Annotated in this window: 22 protein-coding genes and 1 tRNA gene; 8 read left to right on the forward strand and 15 right to left on the reverse strand. The window is 46.8% G+C overall.

Features of this window, described 5'->3' with window-relative positions:
* Positions 1–71: 71 nt before the first annotated feature.
* The 9 genes from tal to ACVA58_RS22795 all read right to left on the reverse strand — a co-directional run bounded on the left by tal (position 72) and on the right by ACVA58_RS22795 (position 13,130).
* Positions 72–1,022: a transaldolase gene (tal, locus tag ACVA58_RS22755; protein ID WP_446512640.1), complete on the reverse strand. Its 951-nt coding sequence runs from the start codon at positions 1,020–1,022 to the stop codon at positions 72–74.
* 471 nt (positions 1,023–1,493) lie between these two features.
* Complete coding sequence (locus tag ACVA58_RS22760; RefSeq protein ID WP_446512641.1) at positions 1,494–2,906, reverse strand: YfcC family protein; 1,413 nt, start codon at positions 2,904–2,906, stop codon at positions 1,494–1,496.
* Between the two features lie 50 nt (positions 2,907–2,956).
* Positions 2,957–4,021 carry an alanine/ornithine racemase family PLP-dependent enzyme gene (locus tag ACVA58_RS22765; protein ID WP_446512642.1) on the reverse strand — a complete coding sequence of 355 codons (1,065 nt, stop codon included), beginning with the start codon at positions 4,019–4,021 and terminating at the stop codon, positions 2,957–2,959.
* Between the two features lie 183 nt (positions 4,022–4,204).
* Positions 4,205–5,131: a LysR family transcriptional regulator gene (locus tag ACVA58_RS22770; RefSeq protein WP_446512643.1), complete on the reverse strand. Its 927-nt coding sequence runs from the start codon at positions 5,129–5,131 to the stop codon at positions 4,205–4,207.
* A gap of 368 nt (positions 5,132–5,499) precedes the next feature.
* Positions 5,500–8,307, reverse strand: a complete 2,808-nt coding sequence (locus tag ACVA58_RS22775; RefSeq protein ID WP_446512644.1) for an ATP-binding protein — start codon at positions 8,305–8,307, stop codon at positions 5,500–5,502.
* 241 nt (positions 8,308–8,548) lie between these two features.
* A complete protein-coding gene (locus ACVA58_RS22780) occupies positions 8,549–10,039 on the reverse strand; it encodes a transposase (RefSeq protein WP_446512645.1) in 1,491 nt (496 codons plus the stop codon).
* A gap of 361 nt (positions 10,040–10,400) precedes the next feature.
* Entirely contained in the window at positions 10,401–11,111 is a 711-nt protein-coding gene (gene deoD, locus ACVA58_RS22785; protein ID WP_446512646.1) for a purine-nucleoside phosphorylase, read from the reverse strand.
* Between the two features lie 65 nt (positions 11,112–11,176).
* A complete protein-coding gene (locus ACVA58_RS22790) occupies positions 11,177–11,347 on the reverse strand; it encodes a XapX domain-containing protein (RefSeq protein WP_428649646.1) in 171 nt (56 codons plus the stop codon).
* A gap of 472 nt (positions 11,348–11,819) precedes the next feature.
* Positions 11,820–13,130 (reverse strand): amidohydrolase family protein, encoded by a 1,311-nt coding sequence (locus tag ACVA58_RS22795; protein WP_446512647.1) that lies wholly within the window; start codon positions 13,128–13,130, stop codon positions 11,820–11,822.
* Positions 13,131–13,302: 172 nt separating this feature from the next.
* Between ACVA58_RS22795 and ACVA58_RS22800 the strand changes: the two genes are divergently transcribed.
* Positions 13,303–13,821: a porin family protein gene (locus tag ACVA58_RS22800; protein WP_446512648.1), complete on the forward strand. Its 519-nt coding sequence runs from the start codon at positions 13,303–13,305 to the stop codon at positions 13,819–13,821.
* A 55-nt stretch (positions 13,822–13,876) separates the two neighbouring features.
* Here ACVA58_RS22800 and ACVA58_RS22805 read toward each other — a convergent pair whose 3' ends face one another.
* Positions 13,877–14,287 carry a GNAT family N-acetyltransferase gene (locus tag ACVA58_RS22805; protein WP_446512649.1) on the reverse strand — a complete coding sequence of 137 codons (411 nt, stop codon included), beginning with the start codon at positions 14,285–14,287 and terminating at the stop codon, positions 13,877–13,879.
* A gap of 193 nt (positions 14,288–14,480) precedes the next feature.
* Between ACVA58_RS22805 and ACVA58_RS22810 the strand changes: the two genes are divergently transcribed.
* The 7 genes from ACVA58_RS22810 (at position 14,481) to ACVA58_RS22840 (ending at position 20,212) form a co-directional block, all read left to right on the forward strand.
* Positions 14,481–15,254 (forward strand): hypothetical protein, encoded by a 774-nt coding sequence (locus tag ACVA58_RS22810; RefSeq protein WP_446512650.1) that lies wholly within the window; start codon positions 14,481–14,483, stop codon positions 15,252–15,254.
* 159 nt (positions 15,255–15,413) lie between these two features.
* The gene (locus ACVA58_RS22815; protein ID WP_446512651.1) at positions 15,414–15,620 is read left to right on the forward strand and encodes a DUF3283 family protein; all 207 of its coding nucleotides are present in this window, start codon (positions 15,414–15,416) and stop codon (positions 15,618–15,620) included.
* A gap of 225 nt (positions 15,621–15,845) precedes the next feature.
* A complete protein-coding gene (locus ACVA58_RS22820) occupies positions 15,846–16,571 on the forward strand; it encodes a response regulator (protein ID WP_446512652.1) in 726 nt (241 codons plus the stop codon).
* A gap of 29 nt (positions 16,572–16,600) precedes the next feature.
* On the forward strand, positions 16,601–18,046 hold the full coding sequence (locus ACVA58_RS22825) for an ATP-binding protein (RefSeq protein ID WP_446512653.1): 1,446 nt from the start codon (positions 16,601–16,603) through the stop codon (positions 18,044–18,046).
* Positions 18,047–18,049: 3 nt separating this feature from the next.
* The gene (locus ACVA58_RS22830) at positions 18,050–19,297 is read left to right on the forward strand and encodes an ABC transporter substrate-binding protein (protein ID WP_446512654.1); all 1,248 of its coding nucleotides are present in this window, start codon (positions 18,050–18,052) and stop codon (positions 19,295–19,297) included.
* 198 nt (positions 19,298–19,495) lie between these two features.
* Positions 19,496–20,017 (forward strand): SixA phosphatase family protein, encoded by a 522-nt coding sequence (locus ACVA58_RS22835; RefSeq protein WP_446512655.1) that lies wholly within the window; start codon positions 19,496–19,498, stop codon positions 20,015–20,017.
* Between the two features lie 104 nt (positions 20,018–20,121).
* Positions 20,122–20,212, forward strand: a tRNA-Ser gene (locus ACVA58_RS22840).
* Between the two features lie 166 nt (positions 20,213–20,378).
* On the opposite strand, the gene ACVA58_RS22845 is transcribed toward ACVA58_RS22840, so the two are convergent.
* The 5 genes from ACVA58_RS22845 to ACVA58_RS22865 all read right to left on the reverse strand — a co-directional run bounded on the left by ACVA58_RS22845 (position 20,379) and on the right by ACVA58_RS22865 (position 24,427).
* Complete coding sequence (locus ACVA58_RS22845) at positions 20,379–21,872, reverse strand: tripartite tricarboxylate transporter permease (protein WP_446512656.1); 1,494 nt, start codon at positions 21,870–21,872, stop codon at positions 20,379–20,381.
* Between the two features lie 10 nt (positions 21,873–21,882).
* Positions 21,883–22,344 (reverse strand): tripartite tricarboxylate transporter TctB family protein, encoded by a 462-nt coding sequence (locus tag ACVA58_RS22850; protein ID WP_446512657.1) that lies wholly within the window; start codon positions 22,342–22,344, stop codon positions 21,883–21,885.
* A gap of 67 nt (positions 22,345–22,411) precedes the next feature.
* Positions 22,412–23,338 carry a tripartite tricarboxylate transporter substrate binding protein gene (locus tag ACVA58_RS22855; protein ID WP_446512658.1) on the reverse strand — a complete coding sequence of 309 codons (927 nt, stop codon included), beginning with the start codon at positions 23,336–23,338 and terminating at the stop codon, positions 22,412–22,414.
* 17 nt (positions 23,339–23,355) lie between these two features.
* Entirely contained in the window at positions 23,356–23,835 is a 480-nt protein-coding gene (locus tag ACVA58_RS22860) for a hypothetical protein (protein WP_446512659.1), read from the reverse strand.
* Between the two features lie 400 nt (positions 23,836–24,235).
* On the reverse strand, positions 24,236–24,427 hold the full coding sequence (locus ACVA58_RS22865; RefSeq protein ID WP_428649604.1) for a hypothetical protein: 192 nt from the start codon (positions 24,425–24,427) through the stop codon (positions 24,236–24,238).
* Between the last annotated feature and the right edge of the window lie 310 nt (positions 24,428–24,737).

Here is a 24,737-nt window from a genome sequence, read left to right on the forward strand (position 1 = left end):
CACTATGAATTTGTCTTAATCGAAAAAGGAAGAAAGCGGCATTGGCCGTTTTCAAAATTATATCTGCAGGGCTATAAACGCTCTGCAATCATTGTTTCAAGCTTGCCCTGATCGACAGCGAAGTTACGGATACCTTCTGCTAGTTTCTCAACAGCCATTGGATCTTGGTTGTGATCCCATAGGAATTCAGCGTGAGTCATTGCTGCAGGACGTTCTTTAGTGCCGTTAGAGTCGATTAGTTTCTCTACAACTTCACCTTCTGCTGCTTCTAGTTCAGCGAGAAGTTGAGGTGCGATAGTCAGACGGTCACAACCCGCAAGTTCTAGGATCTCGCCGATGTTACGGAAGCTTGCGCCCATAACGACAGTCTTGTAACCGTGCTCTTTGTAGTAGCTGTAGATGCTAGATACAGAAATAACACCTGGATCTTCTTGAGCTTCGAAGTCACGACCTTCTTTGGCTTTGTACCAGTCCATGATACGGCCAACAAATGGAGAAATCAGGTAAACACCCGCTTCGGCACAAGCACGCGCTTGAGCAAATGAGAATAGAAGAGTTAGGTTACAGTTGATACCTTCTTTTTCCAGTACTTCCGCAGCGCGGATACCTTCCCATGTAGAAGCCAGCTTGATTAGGATGCGATCATTTGTAATACCGGCATCGTTGTACATTTTGATCAGCTGACGCGCCTTGGCAATGCTGCCTTCAGTGTCGTAAGAAAGGCGAGCATCAACTTCGGTAGAAATACGGCCAGGGACCACGTTTAGGATTTCTTTACCAATGCTTACGGCTAGCATGTCACAGGTGTCTTGGATTTGTTGTTCTTTGTTATCACTCTGTGCTTTTGCGTAGGCAATAGATTGTTCGATAAGAGGAGCGTATTCAGCAATTTGAGCCGCTTTAAGGATCAGTGATGGGTTAGTGGTCGCATCTTCAGGCTTGTACTTACTGATAGCTTCAATATCGCCGGTATCGGCAACAACAGTAGTTAGCGCGCGCAGTTGTTCCAGTTTAGTGCTCATAAATATCGACCTTATCCTCGTTGGGCTTTGTTTCAATGCTAGCTAAAATTCCGGCTAGTAAAGTCATAATTACGTCTTCTTAACCTTTCCTTATCAGACCAAAAACAAAGTTAGTGAGCAGATGGATCGCTTAAGAACAATTGATGATTCGATAATTAGCGTTTTGGCATATTTTGTCAATCGGAATTCTTCTCAAATCCTGTTTTGATCTCATTATTTTACTCGCCTTATGTTATTTAGGCCGTACTTGTCGGTTGTTGGGCGCAATTATTGCCAATACACATGAGTCCCGGGGGTGAGCATATGATCTGGTCTTTGATCATGTGTGTGCTGGCGGGCGCGATATAAGCTGGCTGGAGGGGTGGTGAGTTGTTGCTTAGCGGTGGGTATCTTTGTGTTGGAGATTTACCGGCGGAAATGAACGGCCCCGGGAGTGGCGATACTCCCGGGGCAGACTGCTGGTAGGTAGGGTTACATGGTGACGCCGATGGAGAGGATGATGCAGTTTAGCGCAACAAAGAAGGCAACCAGCGGTGCGATAAATTTCAGCCAAGTTACATAAGGGATACGCGCAATGGCCAGACCGCCCATCAGTACACCGTAAGTTGGGGTTACAAACAGGACAGTACCAATTCCGCTCATAAAAGCGGTAACGACTAATTCGCGGCCAGTGTTGGCAAAATCACTCAATGGAGCCAGGATAGGCATGCTCATCACTGCCAGGCCGGAGGTAGACGGTACAATAAACGACAGCAGCATTTCAATCCCGTAGACGGTGTTGATAAACAGTACCGAGCTCTTGCCGGCAACAAGCCCTTCGGCATAGTTAAGAATGGTATCGGTGATATTGCCCGCTTCCATTACGACAACGATGCCACGTGCAACACCGACAATTAATGCAACCCCGATGAGATCGGCAGCACCGGCGACAAACGAGTCAATCAGGTCATCTTCGCTCAGGCGGCCGACAATCCCGCATAGGATCCCCATGAAAATAAACAGGGTTGCCATCTCAGCCATCCACCAACCAAGAACGGATACACCGTAGATCATGATAGTGAATGTCAGGATAAACAGTACCAGTACCGCTTGCTGCGGGCCGGTCAGCACCGGCAGGTTGCTGGTGGTGTCTTTGTTGCCAAGAAAATGCTGTTCGTGATCATTGCGCAGGTGGGCAAGCAGTGATGACTCTGGATTGTTCTGAACCTTTTTGGCGTAGCGCATGACGTAGCCGATACCGACAACCAGGGCGATTGCCAGAATTGCGAAGCGCAACTCTACACCGCTGAGGAAGTCCACGCTGGCCGCGTTAGAGGCGATCACCGTACCAAACGGGTTGATAGTTGAGCCCAGGGTGCCGATCCCGGTACCCACGAAGATCACGGCAACGGCCACCAGAGGGTCAAAGCGTGCAGTCATGAAAATGGGGATAAGAAGGCCGTAAAATGCCAGTGATTCCTCTGCCATGCCGTAGGAGGTACCGCCGAGCGCGAACAGAACCATCAGGATCGGGATCATATAGATTTCTTTGCCTTTCAGGCGCACCATGATCCTCGCAATACCGGTATCAATTGCCCCGGTTTTGGTGACTATCCCTAAAAAGCCACCGACCATCAGGACAAAGAGGCTGACATCAATGGCCCCGATGACGCCGCTGATAGGATCATAGAAACCGGAAATGGGTGCCATTAGTGTGTCGAAAAAACCTTGCGGCGATGATTCAATTATTTGGAACGAGCCAGGTAAAGGGACTTCACGGCCGAGTTGTTCGTTCATCTCGCGGGTGTATTTCCCTGCTGGCAGTATGTAGGTCAGCATGGCAAAAAAAGCTATCAAGAAGAACAGGATGGTAAATGTATTGGGAAACTTTTTAATTTTTAGCATGGTGCTTCCTTAGCTGGTTGTGGTTCGGTCCTGCATTAGTTGGGTCGAAATTAAATGAAGCGTTTGGTGACGTATTCGGATGTCATGCATTGCAGGACACCCCCGTAAGAGAGTTCGAATTCGACCAGGCTGCCTGTGTGGTAGTCTGTCTTGCTGTCACTGATGTCGATGATCAGGTGGTCGCTACTGCCGCCGATAACGATGATGTCCTTGTCTTTGGGGGTGATCTCGCTGATATCGACATCTTGCTTGCCGATTGCGCAAATGGCGCGTTTACGTAATCCCCGGTCAACAAACTCAGGCTTGTTGCCAAAGGCATCGAGGGCTGTGGAATTGATCGGTACTGAAGGTTTTATTTTGAGCTCGACGATTTCGGCGGTGAGCTCAAAAGTATCTTGCCGGGTATTGGGGATTGGATCATCGTTTAAGCCAATACCCATCAGGAGTGATGCCCCGAGCCTGAGCTGATTGATATCTTGCGGAAGCTGACCGTTGAGCATCAAGGGCAGAGCGGCCGAGCTGGCGCCGGAGATGTATTTCAGCGTGATGCCCAGTTCCGATTCAATCTGTCCGGCGAGGCTGACCAGTTTGCTCTGGTTCTCTGATGTGGGCTCCACTCCACCGAAGCAGGCAAGGTTGGTGCCGAGACCGACTACCTCTATGCCAGGCAGCGCCATTGCTTTGTGAGAAAGCGCGATCGTCTCTTCTTCATAGAACGCCCCTTCGCGGAGATCACCCAAGTCATGCATGAGGATAATCTGATGAGTCTTATGTTGCCTGACTGCCGCGTTAGACAATGCCTCCAATGTCGTGAGTTCTGAGTTGAGGGAGATATCGGCATAATGCACCACATCGTCGGCCTCGCTGATGGCGGGTATCCTTAACAGCATTTTTTCCGCATCAAGCCGCTGGAGTTTTTTTAAATTGGCAATGCGTGAATCGGCCAGCAGGTGAATACCGCCGTCGATAATTGCCTGGCCAACCTCCGGATAGGCGCAGGCCAGCTTGGTTACGCCTGCGGGATAAACGCCGTAGCTGTGGCAGGCGGAAACCATATGCTGGGTATTTTCGGTGATCGTATCTAAATTAATATTAATGCAAGGGTAAGTGCTCATTTCATTACCTTTAGGCAATATTGTTATTTGCTATTATTGAGCGCTATTTATGGGTAAAGATAAATAATGAGTTTTGTATGGTTACTTTGGAAAATGACAATGTATTATTTTTTGATGAAATAATATCCGCAGGATAAGAAATTTTATCCCGCGGTAGAATTATTGTATTTAAAACACAGTTTGTTATTTGGAGAGGGGGAGCGTAGATGGTTGCTGCTGGTGCGCCATGGTGATGGCACGAATTAATTCAGAGGCAGCCTTTGATAATTCTTTTGATTCAAGGGTGGTCAAATGAAATTTGGCAAAATACTCCAGAGAAGGGGCGTTAACTTTGACCATTTCTCCTCGCTGCGCCCAAATCGATGCGTAGTGATCTGGCAGATAACCCACAAAATTGCCGGATAGGATGAGATGGGCTGTGGCTTCCATATTGGTACTGCAGGCGAGATGGAGCAGATCTTTGGTATCGCTAAGCGGTGTGATTTTGTGGGACAGACCACGCTCTACAACTGGAAACTGGCGTAGTTCCTGGGGGGTGATCTCCTTTGATATCGAGAGTATTGGGTGACCGGGTACGCAGTACAGGCACTGTCTTTCGCCAAACAAGTAGGTATATTTCAATCCGTCTTTGGGGACTTCGGAAGAGGTGATCCCTACTTCTGTTTTACCGTCGAGCAGCATCATCTCTATTTGATAGGAATCCCAGATATCAGTGTTAATAGAGACTTTCGGGTGCTCACTGCAAAAGATCCTGATGGCTTGTTGGATTTTGCATTGCGGGTTGGTGGCAATGTTATCGGTTAAGGCAAGCTTAATATGGCCGTGGGAAACATTTCTGATGCTATCGAGCTGCTCTTCAAAATGGAGAATATTATTAAATAGTTCCTGACATAACTGGTAAACCTTGAGGCCATCATGGGTAAGACGAAAGCCTCTGCGTCCCCGGTGGCAGAGCGTCATACCGAGCCGGGTTTCCAGATCGTTCATTCGGGTGCTAATTGTTGATTGGTGCATGTTTAATTTAAATTGTGCTGCGGAAAAACCACCTGAATCAACGATTGTCGCAAATAAGTGGAGGAGTTTAATGTCACAGTCATTAATTTTTCGCATCTCATATTCTCATTTTTATTATTGATTTTATGATCGAATGATATGCTGTTCTGAGATCTATACCCAAGTTACCTCAAGGTGCAGGATTCAGAGGGTTGTCAGCGCAATTCAATACAAGGCGAAGGTTTGCAGGAATGGCAATCCCTTTCAAAAAGCTTCAACGATGGAGTGAATGGGCTGACACCCTCCCGAAGAGCGAGTTTTCTAAGCTCATGTACAGCGTTATTGTTTCTTAAAGTAGCTTGGGCATATCACTCTGGTTTTAATATTAAAGCCAAATAGGTACAAATTGACGAACAATAATCTGTCAGAAATAAACGGGTGATTGTGCGATGCCATTAAACCGGAAGAATAATGGCACTGCGTCATCAAGTGGTAAGGGTTACCTGATGGTGAATCTCCTCAATCAGCAGCGATAATTGCTGTTCGAGCAATGAAAGAACGTCATCTGAAGGGAGTTTTCCGGCCTTGATTTTCTTTTCGACCGCTGCTGCCGTTTGCTGTACATGGATGGCGCCGATGCTGCCTGATACGCCTTTCAGTGAGTGGCTAATTAATGCCGCTGAATCAAAATCTTGCTCAACCAGGGCTTGCCTTAACTTTTTCATATCCAAGCTATGCTCGTCGACAAACATCTGCAGGAACTGGCATACGATATCGTGGTCGTCGTCCATCATCTCTAGCAGGCTTGTCAGGTCGATTTGTTTAAAGCTGTCTGGATTAAGGTTGCCTTTGCCGTTTGCTGACTGACTGCTGTCGTGGGGGGAAGCCGTTTCATGTGAAAGGGCCTGCCCCTCAGCTTCCTGAACCGAGCGCAGCCGAGCCATATGGGTGATCTTGCTCTTAAAACGCTGGAGGGCATCAACCAGTTTGCGTTCATCCAGCGGTTTAGTGATCATGCATTCCACTCCGGCTTTGAGCATATTGCGCTGGGTCTCGGCAAAGACATCGGCAGTACAGGCAAAGATCGGTGTTTCGCAGGCTGGAGGGGGCAACTTGCGGATCCGCTGGGTCGCTTCGATACCATCCATCACTGGCATATGGTTATCCATCAAAATTAAGTCGAAGGCTTGGGTTTCCATAACTTTTAACGCTTCGGCACCGTTCTCGGCGATAGACGGTATAAAGCCCCTTTGCTTAAGGAAACTTTCAATGATCAGTACGTTGAGATGGTTATCTTCGACAATCAGAACTTTAAGGCCAGTAAATGCATGGCTATCAAAGGCAGTGTCAATGTTTTCTTCGGCGGTATATTGTCCCGGTTGTAACACGACAGAGACATGGAAAGTAGAGCCGGCTCCCTGCTCGCTGGAAACGGATACTTGCCCGCGCATCAGCTGCGCCAGTTGCTTGACGATACTCAACCCCAGTCCTGTACCGCCAAAGCGGCGGCTAGTCGATGCTTCGGCTTGGGCAAATGGGTCGAATATTAGGTTGATGCGCTCGGCAGGAATACCAATGCCGGTATCGGTGATATCAATGTGGAGATATTGCTCGCCGCTGGATTCTCCTGTGGTGAGTGATAGCGATACCGAGACCTTGCCTTTTTCGGTGAATTTAATGGCATTGCTGATGAGGTTAAATAGGATCTGCCGGATCCGTGCCTTATCGGCATAGAACCACTGGCGACGGTCAAAGTCGCACTGGATATTGAATTCGATGCCTTTCTCTTTCGCCAGCGAATAGTAGGTACTCTCGATGGCCCCAACCAAATCGGTAAAGCAGAAGTGGGTGGGGTCAAGCTTCAATTGTCCCTGCTCAATCTTGGAGAAATCCAAAATATCGTTGAGCAGAGCCATCATGTGTTTACCAGACTCGAGCAAGGTGCGCATATGTTGCTCTTGCTCCTTGTTTAGCTCAGTCTTTAACAGCAACTGTGATAAACCTAGCATCCCGTTCATCGGTGTACGGATTTCATGTGACAGGTTGGCAAGGAAGGCGGATTTCGCCCGGTCTGCTGATTCTGCTTTATTCAGGGCCTGATTCAGCCGCTGGGTATCATTGGCGATTTTGTTGGCTCCCTGATTCAATGCATCATGCAGTACTTTGAATTCATAGGGGCCTTTGAATTTATTGTTACGTGAGTAATTGCCAAGTTTGAATTGGGCGGCAAACCGGGTCAGGGTCGCAATAGGCAAGGTGATGTGCTTGGTTAGCATCAAAGACAGCACGATGACGATACCGGCTGTAAACAGCAATGTCAGTAAGAAATACTGCTGAAGGTAGTCGATTGTCGCTGTTACCGTGTGCTCGGGGGTGATGGAGGCGAGGTACCAGTTTGCTTGTCCCTCTAGATGGATGCTGAGCGGGGCAAGGGTCGTGACCATCGCTTGTCCCTGGCGATTATTAAAGCTGTGCAGGTCGCCCGGGTTCTGACTGTCAATTTGTTGGCTTTGCACTGAAAGCTGTAATTGCTGGCGTATGTATGCCTGGAAATCGTCAAATATCGCGAGGCTTATGCCTTGGTGTCGACCTGAAAGGATGATGTCAGCATTTTGGTTGATCAGCATGATGTAGTCGCTGTTGCTGATCCGCTCGCCAAGAAATGTTAGTTGTGCGTTGAGCTCATCGAGCTGGTAACGGATAACAAGATAGGTTTCGTGCTGATCATCGGCATGATGCAGGTGGGTTACCGTACTGATAATATACAGATAGGCAAAATCGTTCTGGTATTGTGGTGATGATATAAGAAGTTTGGCCTTACCGTTGTTTAGCTCGACGAGTTGCTGGTTGATATCTTTCAACCCTGCTTGTTCAAGTGTTGCTGCAATGCCTGTCGGCAGCGTATCGGCAGAACTGGCGACAGCGGTTAACGATTGCTGGTGTGCTTCGATTAGATCTATTTGACTGAAGCTAGGATCAACCTCAGACAACTCCTTGAGGTAGTTGCTGATAAAAGTTCGTTGCTCTGTGAAATGGTCTTCTTTGCGTTCCTGTATCGGTCGTTCGAAAACAGGCGAGCTGGCTAGCTTGCGGATGCTCAACAAGCGTTGGGCGAGGATATCATCAAGATTGTGCGCGGCCAATTCGGTGCGGCTGCTCAATCCCTTGGCGATTTGTTCGGTTGCTACCGTTGTCAGCTTATCGCTACTGAGCCAGTTGTAGATAAAGGCCGGTACAATGCCGATGAAAAGCATACTTCCGAGTAAAATCGGCTTAATTCTATTAGGTATCATCCGTGAACATCCATTCCATTACAGCGGTGCCCGAAGGTCAACACGCATACACTTAGAGAAGAGTGTGATATATCTTCCATGAAGTTATCAACTGATACATGGAAAGGAAGGGGAGAAATTGGATCTCCCCATCATTATTGGCTTGGAAGGTATGATTCTGCCGTGAACAAGCGTTATACCAAACTCAGTAATATTCTGGACTAATCAGCGTGGATTGAATGGTACAGATACAAGGCACTTGTTAGCTAAGAAGTTGCTCGAGAGTCAACGGTTTTGCAACCAGTCCCATGCGCTGGGCTGGAGTGATACCGTCTTTATCTTGGTGGCATAAGTTGTGCCATGCGCGATAGATATCGAGCAAAGGTAATAGGCCGCCTGGTCGTAGTTTACGCCGGGGTTCATTGATAAATTGCGCAAATTGATCTTGGAAGCGCTGTTGGTATCGTGTAATAGCCGTGTGGGTGGCAACTTCCAACCATTTTCCTTCGTTATCCTTTTCACCGCCTAAATGGCAGATCCCTTTGCTGATGTCGTTATGTCGGGTGAAAGCCCAGCGGTCACGCCACCATCCCATCAGCACAATATCAATTCGTCCTGCGAGTTGGCCATGTTGCCATTCGGGATCGGTCTCGACATAAATTGGGTGTATGGTTTTGTCTTTGATGCGGTCGCAAAAAATAGAGATACAGGCCGAACGAAGCAAGGTTTCTTGCGGCATATAAATGGCAAGGTCTTCATTGTGAACCAGCATTTGTTGCAGGTGCATATAATGGGCATACGCCGTGTATTGAGGTCGGATCAAACAGCCTTTGGAGGGATAATTCAAGCGCGGTTTGCTCGACAGTGGGTCTTCGAAATTTGGCCTCGCCATGATTTGCCGGTATACCGCGTCGATATGCGCAAGTAACCCCTGCGGTATTGTGCTTGGGGCTTCAACCAATTGTACGGGGGGAGCAGCCATAAACCGTGCCCCGTTGGTGTACGGGTCATGCCATTCGCTACACTCTTCATGTTCATCGGGCTGGTAGTTGATATCTTGCGCTAATACGTAACCGGACTCGGCTTCGCTACTGGCAACCCAGAGGACACCGTTTCCGCTATTGGGCTGTAAATCACTGACATCTGAGGCTAATGCTAGCTGTGGTGCATGCTTTACCAAGCGAGCATCAAACATGGCTAGTTGTCGGCGACAGCGACTCGCTATATGCGATAGCTGATCGTAGAAAGATTTGGGGTTCATGTTTAGGCGGCGACAGATATCCCTGACCGGATAACCAGTAAACAACATGGCCAGCAATTTTTGCTGGATGAGGTTTTTGCTGTTAAAACCCGACCAGCGGTCGACAAAGGTCGCTTGGCAGCATTTGCAACGGTAGCGCTGGCGATCACCACTGAAACCAAAAGCGTGGTAAAGGTGGCGGTGGGTTAGCACCGGTAGTCCGAGATTATCACAATCAGGGTTGCTGCAAGCTGGCATTCCGCTGCTTTGCTGTTGCTTTAGGCGTAAGGCTTCTTCCACTACGTCATGGTTATTGATGATCGGAGGGAAAGCTCCACACTCTTTGCAGACCAACATTGGTTTGTTCGGATTGTTGCGCTGAAGAACGTAATGTTCAGGATCGGTAGAACCAAAATGGATGCAGCTGACGGTTTTACAATGATTGAGTTGATGACCGTTACTGGCTTGGGGAAGTAACGATGCGTGGTTGTCGATGCGGCGTGTATTCATCATGGCAGCCTAACCTTATCCATGGGCTTAAGCAACAAGCGCGTTATGTGTATTTGTTGGCAGGGGAGAGCCCATAAGGGGGTGGTACAGAGCAGGTATCCCCTGCTCTGTACCATTAGTAACTACAACGGGCTTTATCTTGATATCTTCGCCGGCATTCCATCGCGAGTGCCATTCAAATTGTGTAAGACGCCACATTTTACAAAATTTTGAGCTGCTTGATAGCCAAACAAAGCAATGTTGTAGAAACTAATAATTCTCACTATCTGTCATACCGATACCATCTGATCAAATGGCATTGGTATGAATGTAATAACTAAGGTGTGGCCGATGAATCGGGGTTACATCGACCACGGTAGGTTCGTTACAGCTTGATGGCCGTTTCCAATGCAACATTCATCATTTGTGCAAAGGATTTCTGGCGGTCTTCAGAGCTTAGTTTTTCACCACGCTTAATGTGGTCAGAAACCGTCAGGATAGTCAGTGCCTTAGCGCCCAACTCAGCGGCAACACCGTAGATACCTGCTGCTTCCATATCAACGCCTAGCATGCCTAGTTTTTCCATTTTGTCGAACAAGTCGGCTTCTGGGCTGTAGAACAGGTCGGCAGAGAAAACATTACCAACACGAACCGGTACGCTCTGTGCGCGGGCTTCGTTAACAGCAGTTTCTAGTAAACCGAAGTCAGCGATGGCTGCAAAGTCGTGGTCGTTGAAGCGAATACGGTTAACTTTAGAGTCAGTCGATGCGCCCATACCGATGATCACATCCATCAGTTTTACGTCATCGTGAACAGCGCCACAGCTACCTACACGGATAATGTTCTTCACACCAAAATCTTTGATCAGCTCGTGAACATAGATAGAGCACGATGGGATACCCATACCGTGGCCCATTACAGAAACACGCTGGCCTTTGAAAGTACCGGTGTAGCCGAACATGTTACGAACGTCACAAACAAGTTGAACGTCTTCGAGGTAATTTTCAGCAATGAATTTTGCACGCAGTGGATCGCCTGGCATCAGGACTGTTTCTGCAAAATCACCAAGTTCAGCATTGATATGTGGGGTAGCCATAGTTCACTCCAGGTATGTTGTTTGTACGTTATGTTGTCGCTGTATCGTTTTTTAAAAATGTGCGTTTAAGAGAAAAAACGTTCAACGATGCTTTGGTAGGCAACGCCGCCAAGGTAAACACCGACGATTCCCATGATGCCCGGCAGCACTGGTGGAGCCGGTAATGGAAGTTTTATGGCCGAGAAAAATAGACCAACAATTAATCCTGCAAAAATCGCAAGCAGAATCTCATTCATGTGTTTACCCTCTATATTGTTGTGTATTCTGACCTAGTTGGCTGCTCTTTTGGCGCCTTGACTAGTTGTGTCGTTTTGATGGATTAAAGTGTAAGCAAGGATGTGATTGAATCTCGCGATCATGATCACATTTTATTGAGCCATCAATCAAAAATACCGTATTGATTACCAAATCTGTTGAAATGGTGAGGGGTATCGTTTGCGTGAAAGGTAAGCGATACTTAGTGGCTGGTTTTTGATTTTAAACTTAAGCTCATGAAATATTAGTGTTTATTTTGGTTTTTTTTGAAGTCACTTATCAATGAAACATACTGAAACAGTGTGAGTAAAAATGTGATGTTGTAATGGATTTCATTGCTGCTGAAATCCATGGTGGGAACAAATATACCCAAATAACTTCAAGGTGCTTGGGTATACGCTCATTTAAAAACATAAAAAAAGTGATATCGGTTGAGGGGCGCGCCAAGTCTATTTACTGAAAATCGCTATTGTCGTCGACAATGCCTGGACGGCGAAAAATTGTCTTCCCTTGTTTGATGGTTTCGATGATTTCGATGTCTTTGATAAGACCTGGTGCTACCGTCATCGGGTTAGCAGATAGGATGACGGCATCGGCCTGCTTTCCCGGTACCAGTTCACCTTTATTGTCATCTTCAAAAAATTGAAAGGCAGCATAGGTGCTCATCGTCTGTAGAGCTTGCTGGGGGGTTAGGCGCAACCCACTGCCCATGATGTCTTCCTCTGCCGTCACCCGATTAACCGCAGACCACAATGCGAAAACGGTATCGGCAGCCATTGGGCCGGGGAAACAAATATTGCTGGCGGGTAGGCTATCCTCCAATGCTTGCTTAATCGGGCTCTGACCATTAGCACGGCTGAGACCGAGCTTTTCGACATCATCCTCTCCTTGCTGATATATGTTGCTGGTGTCAAAGCAGCCGATTATTCCCAGCTTGGCATACTGCTGCAATTGGTTATTGCGCATATAACGAGACATTACAACGACATGGCGTTGATCTTGTCCGGCATTGAGTTTTAGGTCGTAACCGGCTTGGATAATAGCATCGATAGCGGCATCGCCCATAGCATGAATAAAAAGCTGGAGCTCATTTTCAACAACCAATTGGAATACGCTGTAAAAGGTGCTGAAAGGTAACAGTGATTCGCTACGCCAGCTCTGTTCGGGTAAGGCCGGATTTTCTTGATAGGGGTAAGCCATCCAAGCCGTGTAGTTTGATGCGCTACCATCAAGGGCCAGCGAAAAGCCCGCCACTTTTAACTTGTTGTTGTATTGCCCAAAGGTGAATTGGTCATCATCGACTAAGGCTTCTATCTCACTGACATTGGGAATTGCGATGATATCTAACAGTAGTTTGTTAGCGTTAGCATGTTGAAGCAAGGTCACGAGATCATTGCGGTTAATACCGATATCGACCAGTGTTGTGATCCCTTGGCTGGCGAATGATAGTTGGGCTTGTTCAATATCGGCTGTTTGTTCAAGGTGTTTGGAAAATTCACTATTGCCGGCAAAAAAACCGGGGACCATAGTGTTGCCGCCTAAGTCGATGACTTCCGTAATATCGCCTTGGTGGCGCATGACGCCGATGCGGGTACCGATTGCTTGTACTCTACCGTTTTTGAACGCAATCGCAGTGACTTTCTCGGCATGAGTTGACAGGGTGAGGATGGTGCCGTTGATATAGATGGTATCGGCATCCGGTGTATCGTCTGTACGGTCACAGCCACTCAGGACGAGCAGTATCAAGACGCAGAGAAATCGCATGATATAGGCTACCTCCTCCGGACAAGACAGTATGGTGAATGAAAACCTGTTTCATGAGTATAGGCAGAGTTGAGCTACGACACGGAAAACAACAATAGAATTGGTAATTTGCTGTGATACGCACTACCCATAATAAGGATGCGGTTAGAATATTTTTCGAAGGATAGGATGCATGAAAAGACTAGGGCTAGTGGCGACATTATTACTCTGCGCAGCGCCTGCTTCAGCAGATCTGCTGGGCATTTCCGTTGGAGCGACGGTGGGGGGCGCTCGCGTTGAGTATAAAGGCAATGACGATACAGGTGTTGAGTATGGTATTAATGGCGCCTACCATTTTAATGATATTTTTAGTGTTAATGCCGGCGTGGTGCAAGGAAGTGCAGACGTAGACGCACCGAATCAATTGGCCAAAAATGAAATTGACTATACATCATTCCCGTTAACGCTAAGGGCGGACTTACCTCTGGTGATAGGCAGTGTGTACGGTAAACTCGGTACCAATTACTACGATTATGATGTCGACCAATCAGGCCAGCCTAGACAAAGTGAAGATGGATGGGGGTTTGCTGGTGGTGCTGGGGTGGTCTTTTCCATGCTGCCATTTGTCGATCTTTCATTGAATTATGAATATCGTGATATGGGGGATGTGACCAATAACTCAATCCTGTTCGGTGTCAGTGCCGGCCTCTGATATCATCCGTTTTCCGCACTCGTTTGGGTTGTCAGTGCGGATTAACCCAATTGAGTTAAAGAATAAGTTTCAGCCTCAGCATATCTTTATGTTGGATGCCATTTTCCATCACCGGTTCATCGTAATGCTTTAGGAAGAAGTCTTTGTCTATATCTATCACCCTGAACCCCTCTCGCTGATAAAAAGCCAGTTGGTATCCAAAGGTTCCGGTTCCAAGTACCAGCGCTTTGGCTTTGTTTTGCCGTGACTCTGCAATCACAAACTGTAACAGCTGGCGGCCGATGCCTTTCCCTTGATAGGTTGGGCTAACCGCAATGTTCATTAACTCTAGGGTTGTTGCCGAATGTGGCTGAAGAACACAGATTCCGATGGTTTCTTGTTGTGATATAGCCGCATAAATATCGGCATTGCTGAGGTATTTCTGTATTTGACTTTCACTGGGGTCGGCCTCAAGTAACAGTGCCATTGGTGCTTGGTCAGCAGAAATTTTTTGAAAATACAGTGTTGGCATAATTGATAAAATACATTACGAATGATATTCGATTTTACCGCATTGCGATGTATTTCACCTCTTATTCAAAACAAGATTCTGATCACCATAATGAAGGCCGTTTTTTTGTACAATGAGGTCAGTCCAGAAAACACCCCGGAGGTGCCTTATGAGCAACTATGAGCATTACCAGTCTACAGTTGAGCAGGTATACCGGGCCATTATGCGGAAAGTCACTAAACCTTGGCATATCGAATACCTTCCTTCGATGGAAGATAGCCAGCAAGTACTGAAACTTGTTTCTCCAAAAGGCACTATCTGTCAGCGTCTGACTTTACCCACTTCATCAGCGCAGCAGTACTGGCCTAATCAAAGTGATGTTAGTCAGCATATTACTGAGTTTGTGGTAAGAGGGGCAGCTCGTCTTGCTCCGCTTCGCCAGAGTGCTTTTCGCAATAATTTCCCGTTTTGGTTAGAAACGTGCCTTCAGCAGCTGCATGGCCTGTGTGATGTAAAAGAAAAGTTGCTCAACATGGTCAGTAATGCACGTTTTCCATTCCCTAGCCAAGTTAATATTGAAGGTAACTATCTACCTTGCTGGGTCTGGAGCGAAGATCAGGGTTATATGGCGGTATCGGTCGTTGATCGCCGTACCGGACGTTTTACTGGGGTGCGCCATGTTGAGTCTCGACACTTGATAGACCAAGAACGTTGGCTGGGCGCCCAGGTTATTGATTCGGTAGAAGAGTCGATTGATACTATCGATCATTACGTGAATGAACTGATCCAATCACAGAAAAAGACTGATTTTGAAGAGCCTAGCTTGGCTGATGCTATCAGTAACCCGTGCGCAGCAACACTCAGCCCCGTGGCAAGCGTGGCGCTGACGATGGCTGTGGTAGCTGGTTTCTTTATTACCTTCAAGTGGTTGCTCGGATTCTGAATCCTTAGGCTCTCTTGGTTTGCTAAGCCCGCAATTCTCCCCCTTGTTATAGTAGGGGCATTGCGGGCTTTTTCGTTGTTAATACCTGAAGAGTACCTTGGGAATAACGGGGGTTTGAGATAAAATCGCCACCGAATTGATCGGAATAGGATATAGGGCATGCATAATTTATCATTGCTTTCAGAAGCAGAAAAAAATCGGGTGGAACTGGATAAGCAAGCTTCTTACTCCGTTTGGCAGGTAAAGAATGGCAAGAAAGGCTATGAGGTGTTTGCCGAAGTCACTGGCAATATTGTCGATGACGACGAGCGAGAGTTTTTTGAGCAAGCGGTGTCGAAGTATAAGATCAAAATGGGTGTCGCATAAGTTTTAACTGTTCAATCGCTAGTGGCAAACGTTTGCTATGCTTGTCATTTTTATCTATTCAGATCATGATTATAAGGCGCGATACGCGCCTTTTTTGATTCAGTTTGGTATGTTAGCGCACAGTATTATTTTGGCGTTAGCATATTGCTTTTTGGCATGATGTTGCCCGGAAGAATGTGTAAAAGAGCTAGGGGGAACCCCTTGCTAGGGCAGAAGGAAAATGTAATGAGCACAAGCAAGAAAGTTCTTGTTGTTGATGATGACCAGGAAATCCGCGAGTTGCTGGATGAATACCTTACCAAGGCGGGGTTTACAGTAATAACCGCTGCTGAAGGGGAGGAAATGAAACGCCGCCTGGCAATGGGGACCCCTGATTTGATCTTGCTGGATGTGATGATGCCGGGTGATGACGGCTTTACCCTGTGCCAATATATTCGTAAAACATCTGATGTGCCTATTATTATGCTGACTGCCGTCTCTGACGAGATGGATCAAATCATTGGGCTCGAGCTGGGTGCTGATGATTATATCGCCAAACCGTTCAGCCCGCGCCAGTTGATGGCACGCATCAAAGCGTTATTACGGCGTGTTAAGCCGACCGAAGCGCAACAGATGCCATCGGTTCCCAAGTCGATCCGGTTTGCCAACTGGCGTTTGGATACCGCTGCCCAACGTCTATATGATTTGGACAAAGAGAAAGATTACGAACTCAGTGGTAGTGACTTCGCGTTGTTGATGCTGTTTTTAACACGTCCTAACGAAGTGTTGGACCGCGATACGATATCCTTTGCGACTCGTGGTCGCGAAGCGACACCATCAGCCCGGAGCATTGATGTTCAGTTGAGCCGTTTGCGCCAGCGTTTAGGAGATAAGGGTACCCAGCAGCGATTGATCAAGACAATTCGTGGCAACGGCTACTCATTCAATGCCGAGGTTACCTACGAGGAATAAACAACCTCGCACTGCTGGTGGTTTTATCTATGAATATTCGAAAGTGGTGGCCAAAGTCCCTATTGGCCCGCACACTCTGGTTTACCCTGCTGGCGGTTTTCCTTGCCCAGGTTATCGCGACCAGTATTTGGTATGGGCAATCAAAGCAGCGTGATTTGGAGGGCTTGGAGTCAGCCTCGGCCAGTATGGCTAACATGTTTGCGTCGACTGTGACCTTCTTCCAGTCCCTGCCTTTGGAATACCGTCATATTGTGTTGGATCAACTGCGTAATATGGGGGGAACTCGTTTCTTTGTTTCCTTCAACCAAGAAGAGATCTTGATTGACCCGATCCCTGATTCTTTGATGAAGAAGACGGCAGTCGGTGCTTTCGAGGACGTGCTCAGTGAGAAGCTTCCTTTACTTGATGTGATCCGGGTGGAATTTTCTCGCCCCGAAACCTTGCATGTCCTTAAGAATGATATTTTGCTCAGCGATCTCCCTCGCTCTTGGGCGCATTATACCCTCAGTCTTGAACCCTTTAATCCACCGATTTTGGTGGTGCAGTTAGAGTTGGCTGAAAATGAGTGGTTGTATATCGCCGCCCTGTTGCCAGCGCCTTATGTAACCTTGGAAGATGAAATCATTACTGGCCAGCAATTGGTGTTTATGGTGTTCATGACCGCGTTGTTGTTGGTGTTCACGTTCTTGATGATCAGACGCCAGACCAAACCGCTGAAACGACTGGCGAATGCGGCGAATGCCATGAGTTTTGATATTTATCAGCCGCCGTTAAAAGAAGAAGGGGCCTCTGAGCTGGTAACGGCGACACGGGCATTTAATCGGATGCAATCGCGGGTACAGCGTTATATTGATGATCGCGAGCATTTGTTTTCGTCTATCTCACATGACTTGAAAACGCCGATCACCCGCTTGAGGCTGCGTGCCGAGCTGATTGACGATGATACTAAGGTCGAAAAATTCAACCATGATCTCGATGAGTTGGAGATGATGGTCAAAGGTGCATTGCAAACGGTGAAAGATACCGACTTGCATGAAAACCTAACTCAAGTGGATCTGAGAGAGATGCTTAACAGTATTGCTGAGCGTCATAACCATCATCAAACAAAGGTGGTGATCCCGCAAATGAAAATCGCCCCACTTACGGGTAAGCCGCTTGCTCTCAAGCGCTGCTTTAGCAACCTGATTGATAACGGGGTGAAATATGGCCATGAGGTAAGACTGATTATCGTCGATGAAAAAGACTCGCTGATCCTTATTATAAAAGACAAAGGCCCAGGGATTCCAAAAGAGTCACTCGAAACGGTATTCGAACCTTATGTTCGTGTCGCAAAAGATGAGGAAGGTCATGGCTTGGGGTTAGGAATAGCCCGTAATATCATTCACGCCCATGGCGGTGATATGGCTATTCATAATGCGGTAGATGGCGGATTGGAAGTGAAAGTCTACATTCCCCGCCTGTTGAAAGAAGATTAAACAATGAACATGAAACACACCTTGATACCGGCTTTATTAATGCTTGCCAGCAGCGCAGCTTCTGCTGGAGAAGTAGAGGTATTGCACTGGTGGACTTCTGGAGGTGAAGCCCGATCCGTCTCTTTGCTGAAAGAAAAAATCCAAGCCCAAGGTAATCACTGGAAGGATTTTGCCATTGCTGGTGGTGGTGGGGAAAGCGCAATGACCGTGTTAAAAACCCGCGCGGTGTCGGGCAACCCGCCTTCGGCAGCCCAAATCAAAGGCCATGATATTCAAGAGTGGGGAAGATTGGGTTTTCTGACCGACTTAAATGATGTCGCCGCAACCGATCATTGGTCAACGATCCTTCCGCCTGTCGCCCGTCAAATCATGATGTACGACGGTGACTATGTGGCTGTGCCGGTCAATATTCACCGAGTGAACTGGCTATGGGCCAACCCAAAGGTGTTTGCCAAAGTCGGGGTTGATGTTCCTAAGTCACTTGATGAATTTTTTGTTGCCGCTGAGAAAATACAGAAAGCCGGGTATGTTCCCTTGGCTCATGGTGGACAGCCTTGGCAAAACGTGACTTTATTTGAAGCGGTTGCTTTGGCGGTATTGGGCCCTGCTGATTATCAGCGTGCGTTTGTTGATCTCGACATGTCGGTGCTTGGTGGCGATAACATGGTGAATGTCTTCACCCAGTTCCGTCGTATGCGTGATTATGTCGGAACGAGTTACCGGGGACGTAATTGGAACTCGGCAACGGCCATGGTAAGCAGTGGCGAAGCCGCGATGCAAATCATGGGGGATTGGGCCAAAGGCGAGTTTGAAGCCGACGGAAAAATTCCGGGACAAGATTACCTGTGTATGGCTGCGCCGGGAACACAGGGATTATTTACCTACAATATCGATAGCTTTGCTTTCTTTAAGTTAACCGATGAAGCTAACAGTCAAGCGCAGAAGGATTTAGCCAGAGCAATACTGGATAAGGAGTTCCAGTCTTCATTCAACCTCAGCAAAGGCTCTATCCCAGTCAGGATGGACATGGACTTGGCCGAGTTTGATCAGTGTGCCAAAGATTCACTAGTGGTGTTCAAGCAAAGTAGCCAATCCGGTGGTTTGGTGCCGAGTGTTTCGCAGGGGTTGGCGACAACAAGTTATGTTCAAGCCGCTATCTTTGATGTGGTCAGCAACTTTTTCAATGCCAAAACAGCTGATCCCAAGCAAGCTGCTGATCGTTTGGCACGGGCGGTGAAATCAGCCATGTAGCGGTGTGTTGAATAACTCGATGTTTTTGTAGGGTTGCCATAAAGGCAGCCCTTTTTTGTAATCGAAACAGTCATCTTTGTTGAGTTTCATATACTAATAGCAAGCATTTAGGATGTAACTAGATGCGTGATGTATGAGTTTGGCGGGTTTCGAGCTGTGGTTGCTAGGGAATCAGCCTGTTCTGAAAAGGGGAGAGCAATGAAATTATTGTTTTTAGTCCGTCATGCGAAATCTCGATGGGACGACCCATCATTAGATGATCACGAGCGGCCTCTAAATAACCGAGGTTTGAAAAATATTCCGAAGATGGTCCACCGCTTGAATGGCTGGCAACAAGGGCCACAGTTAATTGTCACCAGCTCGGCGTTACGTGCTGCCCAAACGGCCTACATGTTTTCAGAAGGTCTGGCTGGTAGTCCTAAGCTTGAATCAAATCCGACGATTTATACCGAATCGGCGTTTGAACTTATGGATATCATTCGTGAAACCACCGATGTCGTAGACAGGTTGATGCTGGTGGGCCATAACCCTGCGATTACGGTACTGGCCCAAATGTTCGGCTTCAAAGAAGACAATATACCCACTTGTGGTGTGGTGGTGTTCGGCTTTGAGGTCGACTGTTGGCAAGCCATTGCCGAAGAGCAGGGGACCATGTTTTATTATGATTACCCTAAGCGGACTCGGCCTGAAAGCGTTAATAAGGGTATCGAGTCAGATTGAGAGTATAAAACACCCTTGTTTGGTATCTTTTGATGGAATGGTAACCATACAGATTTTGTGGGGTTTACAGCTTTAATAAACCTCTATATTATACGCCGCACAAAGGAGAGATGGCTGAGTGGTTGAAAGCACCGGTCTTGAAAACCGGCATACGTTTGTAGCGTATCTAGGGTTCAAATCCCTATCTCTCCGCCAAATTTAAAGGCCTTGTCGAAAGACAAGGCCTTTTTCGTATGCGTTGAGTTAAGTGAAATGGTTTTTTAAACAAATCCGCTATACCTAGATCACTTTGCTACATGTTACAAAACCTCGTCGAAAGACGAGGCTTTGTAATATCGATAATCTGCTACCACACGGTTGACTAAGGCGTCACAGGCTTCTGCGCCTGCTTCTTCTTGAGCTTCATCGTGGAGTAAACCGAGAATACAGCCAACACAATGAATGCAAGGGCAATAGGGCGTTCATACAAGAATGACCAACTGCCATCAAACATCAATAGCGATTTCCTCAGGTTTGTCTCTGCCATCGGCCCGAGAATGATGGCCAACAAGATTGGGGATGAAGGGATCTCCATCTTATTGAGGATAAAGCCGAATAAGCCAAAGCCGATTGCGATACCCACATCAAACATCGAGTTGTTAATGGCGTAGGCACCAATGACTGACAAGAAGATAATAATAGGGATCATGATGATCTTCGGTACCTCGATGATCCGGCAGAAGAAACGGATGCCGAGCAGGCCGATGAGCAACATGACAATGTTGGCAACCAGCATTGAGCTGAACACGCCATATACCACTTCTGGGTTCTGGCTAAACAGTAATGGCCCTGGAGTTAACCCTTGTACTATCAGAGCGCCAAGCAATACTGCCGCAACGGCGTCACCAGGTACCCCCAGTGTTAGTAGCGGAACCAATGAGCCACCAGTAACGCCATTATTGCCTGCTTCTGCTGCGGCCAAACCATGTACCGAGCCTTTGCCAAATTCATCTGGGTTCTTCGCTGAGCGCTTGGCTTCGTTGTAGCAAACGAACGCCGAAATATCGGCACCTGCACCCGGCACTGAGCCAATTGAAGTGCCCATCAAACCACTTTTGATCGCTGTTGGCAGCATGGTTTTCAGATCTTTCTTGCTCAGTAGCTTATGGTCAAATTTAGGTGGTGCGCTTTTCTTCTGGGTGTGTAATTTCTCAAGCTGATTGAGGCCTTCTGAGATAGCAAACAAGCCAATCAGAACCGGAATGACATTGATGCCGCTATATAAGTCCATCACATCAAAGGTAAAGCGTGGCACACTACTGATAGGATCAAGGCCGACGGTAGAAATCAGCAAACCAATGCTACCAGCTAATAAGCCTTTTAGAATGTTCTTTGACGATACACTGGCAATAATGGTTAACCCAAACAGTGCAAGAGCGAAATATTCTGGTGCATTGAATTTAAGGGCAAAATCAGCCAGTAGCGGAGCAATTGCAATCAATACAATAGTACTGATCAAACCGCCAATAAAAGATGCTACCGCAGAAATACTCAGGGCTCGCGCTGCTTGGCCTTTAGCTGCCAAAGTGTGTCCATCAAGCACTGTGGCGGCTGAGGCTGGTGTTCCCGGTGTTTTGAGCAAAATAGCGGCTATCGAACCGCCGTAAATGCCACCGATATATACACCAATCAGCATAACTAGGGCTGCTGTTGGCTCCATGCCAAAGGTAAAAGGCAGTAGGATCGCAACCCCCATGGTGGCTGTTAAACCGGGTAGGGCGCCAAGGATAATACCGCCCAGCACGCCGAAGACCAGGACGGGAAAGACGCTTGGGCTAAAGGCCGTTAGAAGGCCTGAAAATAGATGTTCTAACATAAGCGGCCTCTTACAAAATGATGCCATCAGGAAGTGCGATTACAAACACTTCGCCGAATAAGTAATAAACAGAGAAAACGAAGACGGCTGCAATCACGTAATAGAGGGGTTTCTTCACCTTGAAATAAATAAGATACAGGGCGAAGGCTATAAGGCTTGCAAACAGATAGCCGAGAATATGAATTAAGAAGGCGTATCCAAAGAGGTATGCGATACCAAAAATAGAGAGTTTGGAAAAAAGCGGTTCTTCATGTTCTAGGTGTGGATTTTTCTTGAGCTTATTTTTTTGCCAGTGCTGGAAGATTAATACTGTCGAGATCACCATCATGGCAATGACTACCACGGTTGGGAAAAAGGCCGCATCGACACTAGCATCTTGAAACATGGGCTTGTCGAATTGGCTGATAATAATGAGTGAAGCGGCACCTAATAAAATTATCAGGGACGGGAAAAGAAAGTTTCTATTTAACATAGAATCCATCCTTGTGTTGAGCGTGTTCAAAAGAATGGAGCCAGCACTGGGCTAGCTCCTGATAGGTTTAGTTAATTAGCGTGCCTAGAGATTGAGTATCTTCGTAGACAAATTTAGTAAATTCTTCGGCGTTAAGATTGTGAATAGTCATCGCGCCAGTTGCCATGAATGACTTGAATTCCTCACTAGCCATCGCTTCGTCAAATGCTGTACCTAGCTTTTCAATAATGTGATCTGGTGTGTCTTTAGGGGCACCGATACCACGCCATGTACCTGTTACGACATCCACACCTTGTTCTTTCAATGTCGGAACGTCTTTGATAAACGAGATGCGCTCTTCAGACATCACGCCTAGGGCCTTTAACTGGCCTGAGCGAAGTTGGGCAATTGCCTCGCCTGGTGTCACCATAGTGACATCAGTATGGTTGCCAAGAACGGCTGGGATTGCTTCAGATGCACCATTGTAAGGAATCGCGTTTAGCTTGATTTCTTGGTCTTTCTCAAGTGCCATTAAGTAGAAGTTTGGCGCAGCGGTTGAAGCAAACTTCACTTTACCCGGCTCTTTTTTGGCTTCTTCAATCAAATCGTTGATGCTGTTGTACGGGCTATCGGCAGCCACAAGAACAACGGCTGGATCTAGGTTAACCATGCGGATAAGCTTGAAATCATCTGCATTGTGGCGCATTAGCCCCATTTGTGGCAGTGAAGCAATCTCGCGGGTAACAACGGTCAGGGTATAACCATCAGCACGCTGCTGGGCACCAAAGCTCATCCCTACAGCACCAGCACCACCGGTGCGGTTCATGACGGCAATGTTTTGACCAAGCACATCTTTAGCGCTATTGGCCAGTGTGCGACCTACCGCATCAGTACCGCCACCGGCACCGAACGGGACGACCAAGCGGATATTCTTTGTTGGATAATCAGCGGCCATTGCTGTTGCTGACGCTAATACACCTGCGGTGACCATGACTGCTTTTAGTAGTTTATTCATATTATTAATACCTATTGTTATTTTTCACATCGGTAAGTTTGAGTAGGGTTTTCGATTTTTTGAGTTTGGTAGTCATTTATCGTCAGTTGCTCGATAGCAAGTGCAATCCAGCCGCTAATTAACATGTCATACCATTGCTGCACACCGCTGCAGGCGACGACGACATTGCCGTAGACAAACGAGCCGTAATACAGCACATCATCGTCACGTAATGACGACGGATGGCTAGTTTGATGATTGATGTTGGCTTGAGAATCACGCCAAGCTTGTTGGGCTTTTTTTCGTGCTAGCTGGTCGAAAGGAATCGTCCATGCATCGGGCTGACCGATTGAGGTTTCAACTAAAATGGCTTCTTCAAAGCTGCACTCCCAAGGCTTAAGCCGTGGATCCATCACGACAATATGAAGCTCTTGTCGATTAGTCCGTGAGAATAGGCGCTCTATCGCTGGCCTAACGAGTTCGATTGCGTCTTGGGCAATTTGCTTATGTGTGTTCATCCTTACACCTTAATATCCTTGGTACACATACAAGCTATTGTATTATTTTATGCTAATCAAAGGGGCTTTTAAGAAAGTGATAAACTCATCACTATTGTTGGTATATCTTCATGATTTTGATCACCTTATTTGTGTTTATTGACGAAATTATGGTGATGTTAATCACCTTTGCGCTTTTATGCTTTTGTTGGTTTATTTGTATTATTAAATTAATGTGAGGTGAAGAGGTATTATGGCTGTGGACAAAAGAGTTAGGCGTTATATGTGAAATGATTTATAAACTTAATTTAAGTGTATTTAAATTAAGTTTAATTGAACGGAGTATCATAAGCGGAATAAACTATTAGGGGAAATACAGAATGTTCTTTCCCCATACAGTCAATCACCATAAAGGATATGGTTAGAGTAGGCCTGCTTCACGCGCCTGGTGGAGGACCGCTGGCTCTACCAAGGCATATGCCGCATCCCACAAGGAGGCGATATACAGTTTTTCCTTGCCTTTGGCTTGCCGCTCGAGCTGATCCAGCTTGTGTAGTTCTTCTAAGGTTAGTGGTCTGGTAAATAATTCCTTAGCTAATTTAAGTTTTTCCATCTGCCTGACTCCGCAATACTAAATTGTAAAGTTGGCTGCGCTAAAATTATGTGATGCCGAAATCGGCAAAACAGTGATGTCAGCAAACTTTTCAATTTAGGCTTAATCAAGGCTCAAACTAACCCTAAATCAAACCCATTGTAGGCAGTGACGAATCTTAGTTTCTTTGTTCTAACTTTTATCTCTACCCTAATAGCTACAGCTTTGTAATAGCGTGACCGATACCGCAGTTGTAGTTTTTTTAAACAGTTTTGGTCGGTAATACGATCTACGTTAGATCCTAATTGCAGGTGATGTAGAAAGTTACAGA

This window comes from Photobacterium sp. DNB22_13_2 (assembly GCF_052873915.1).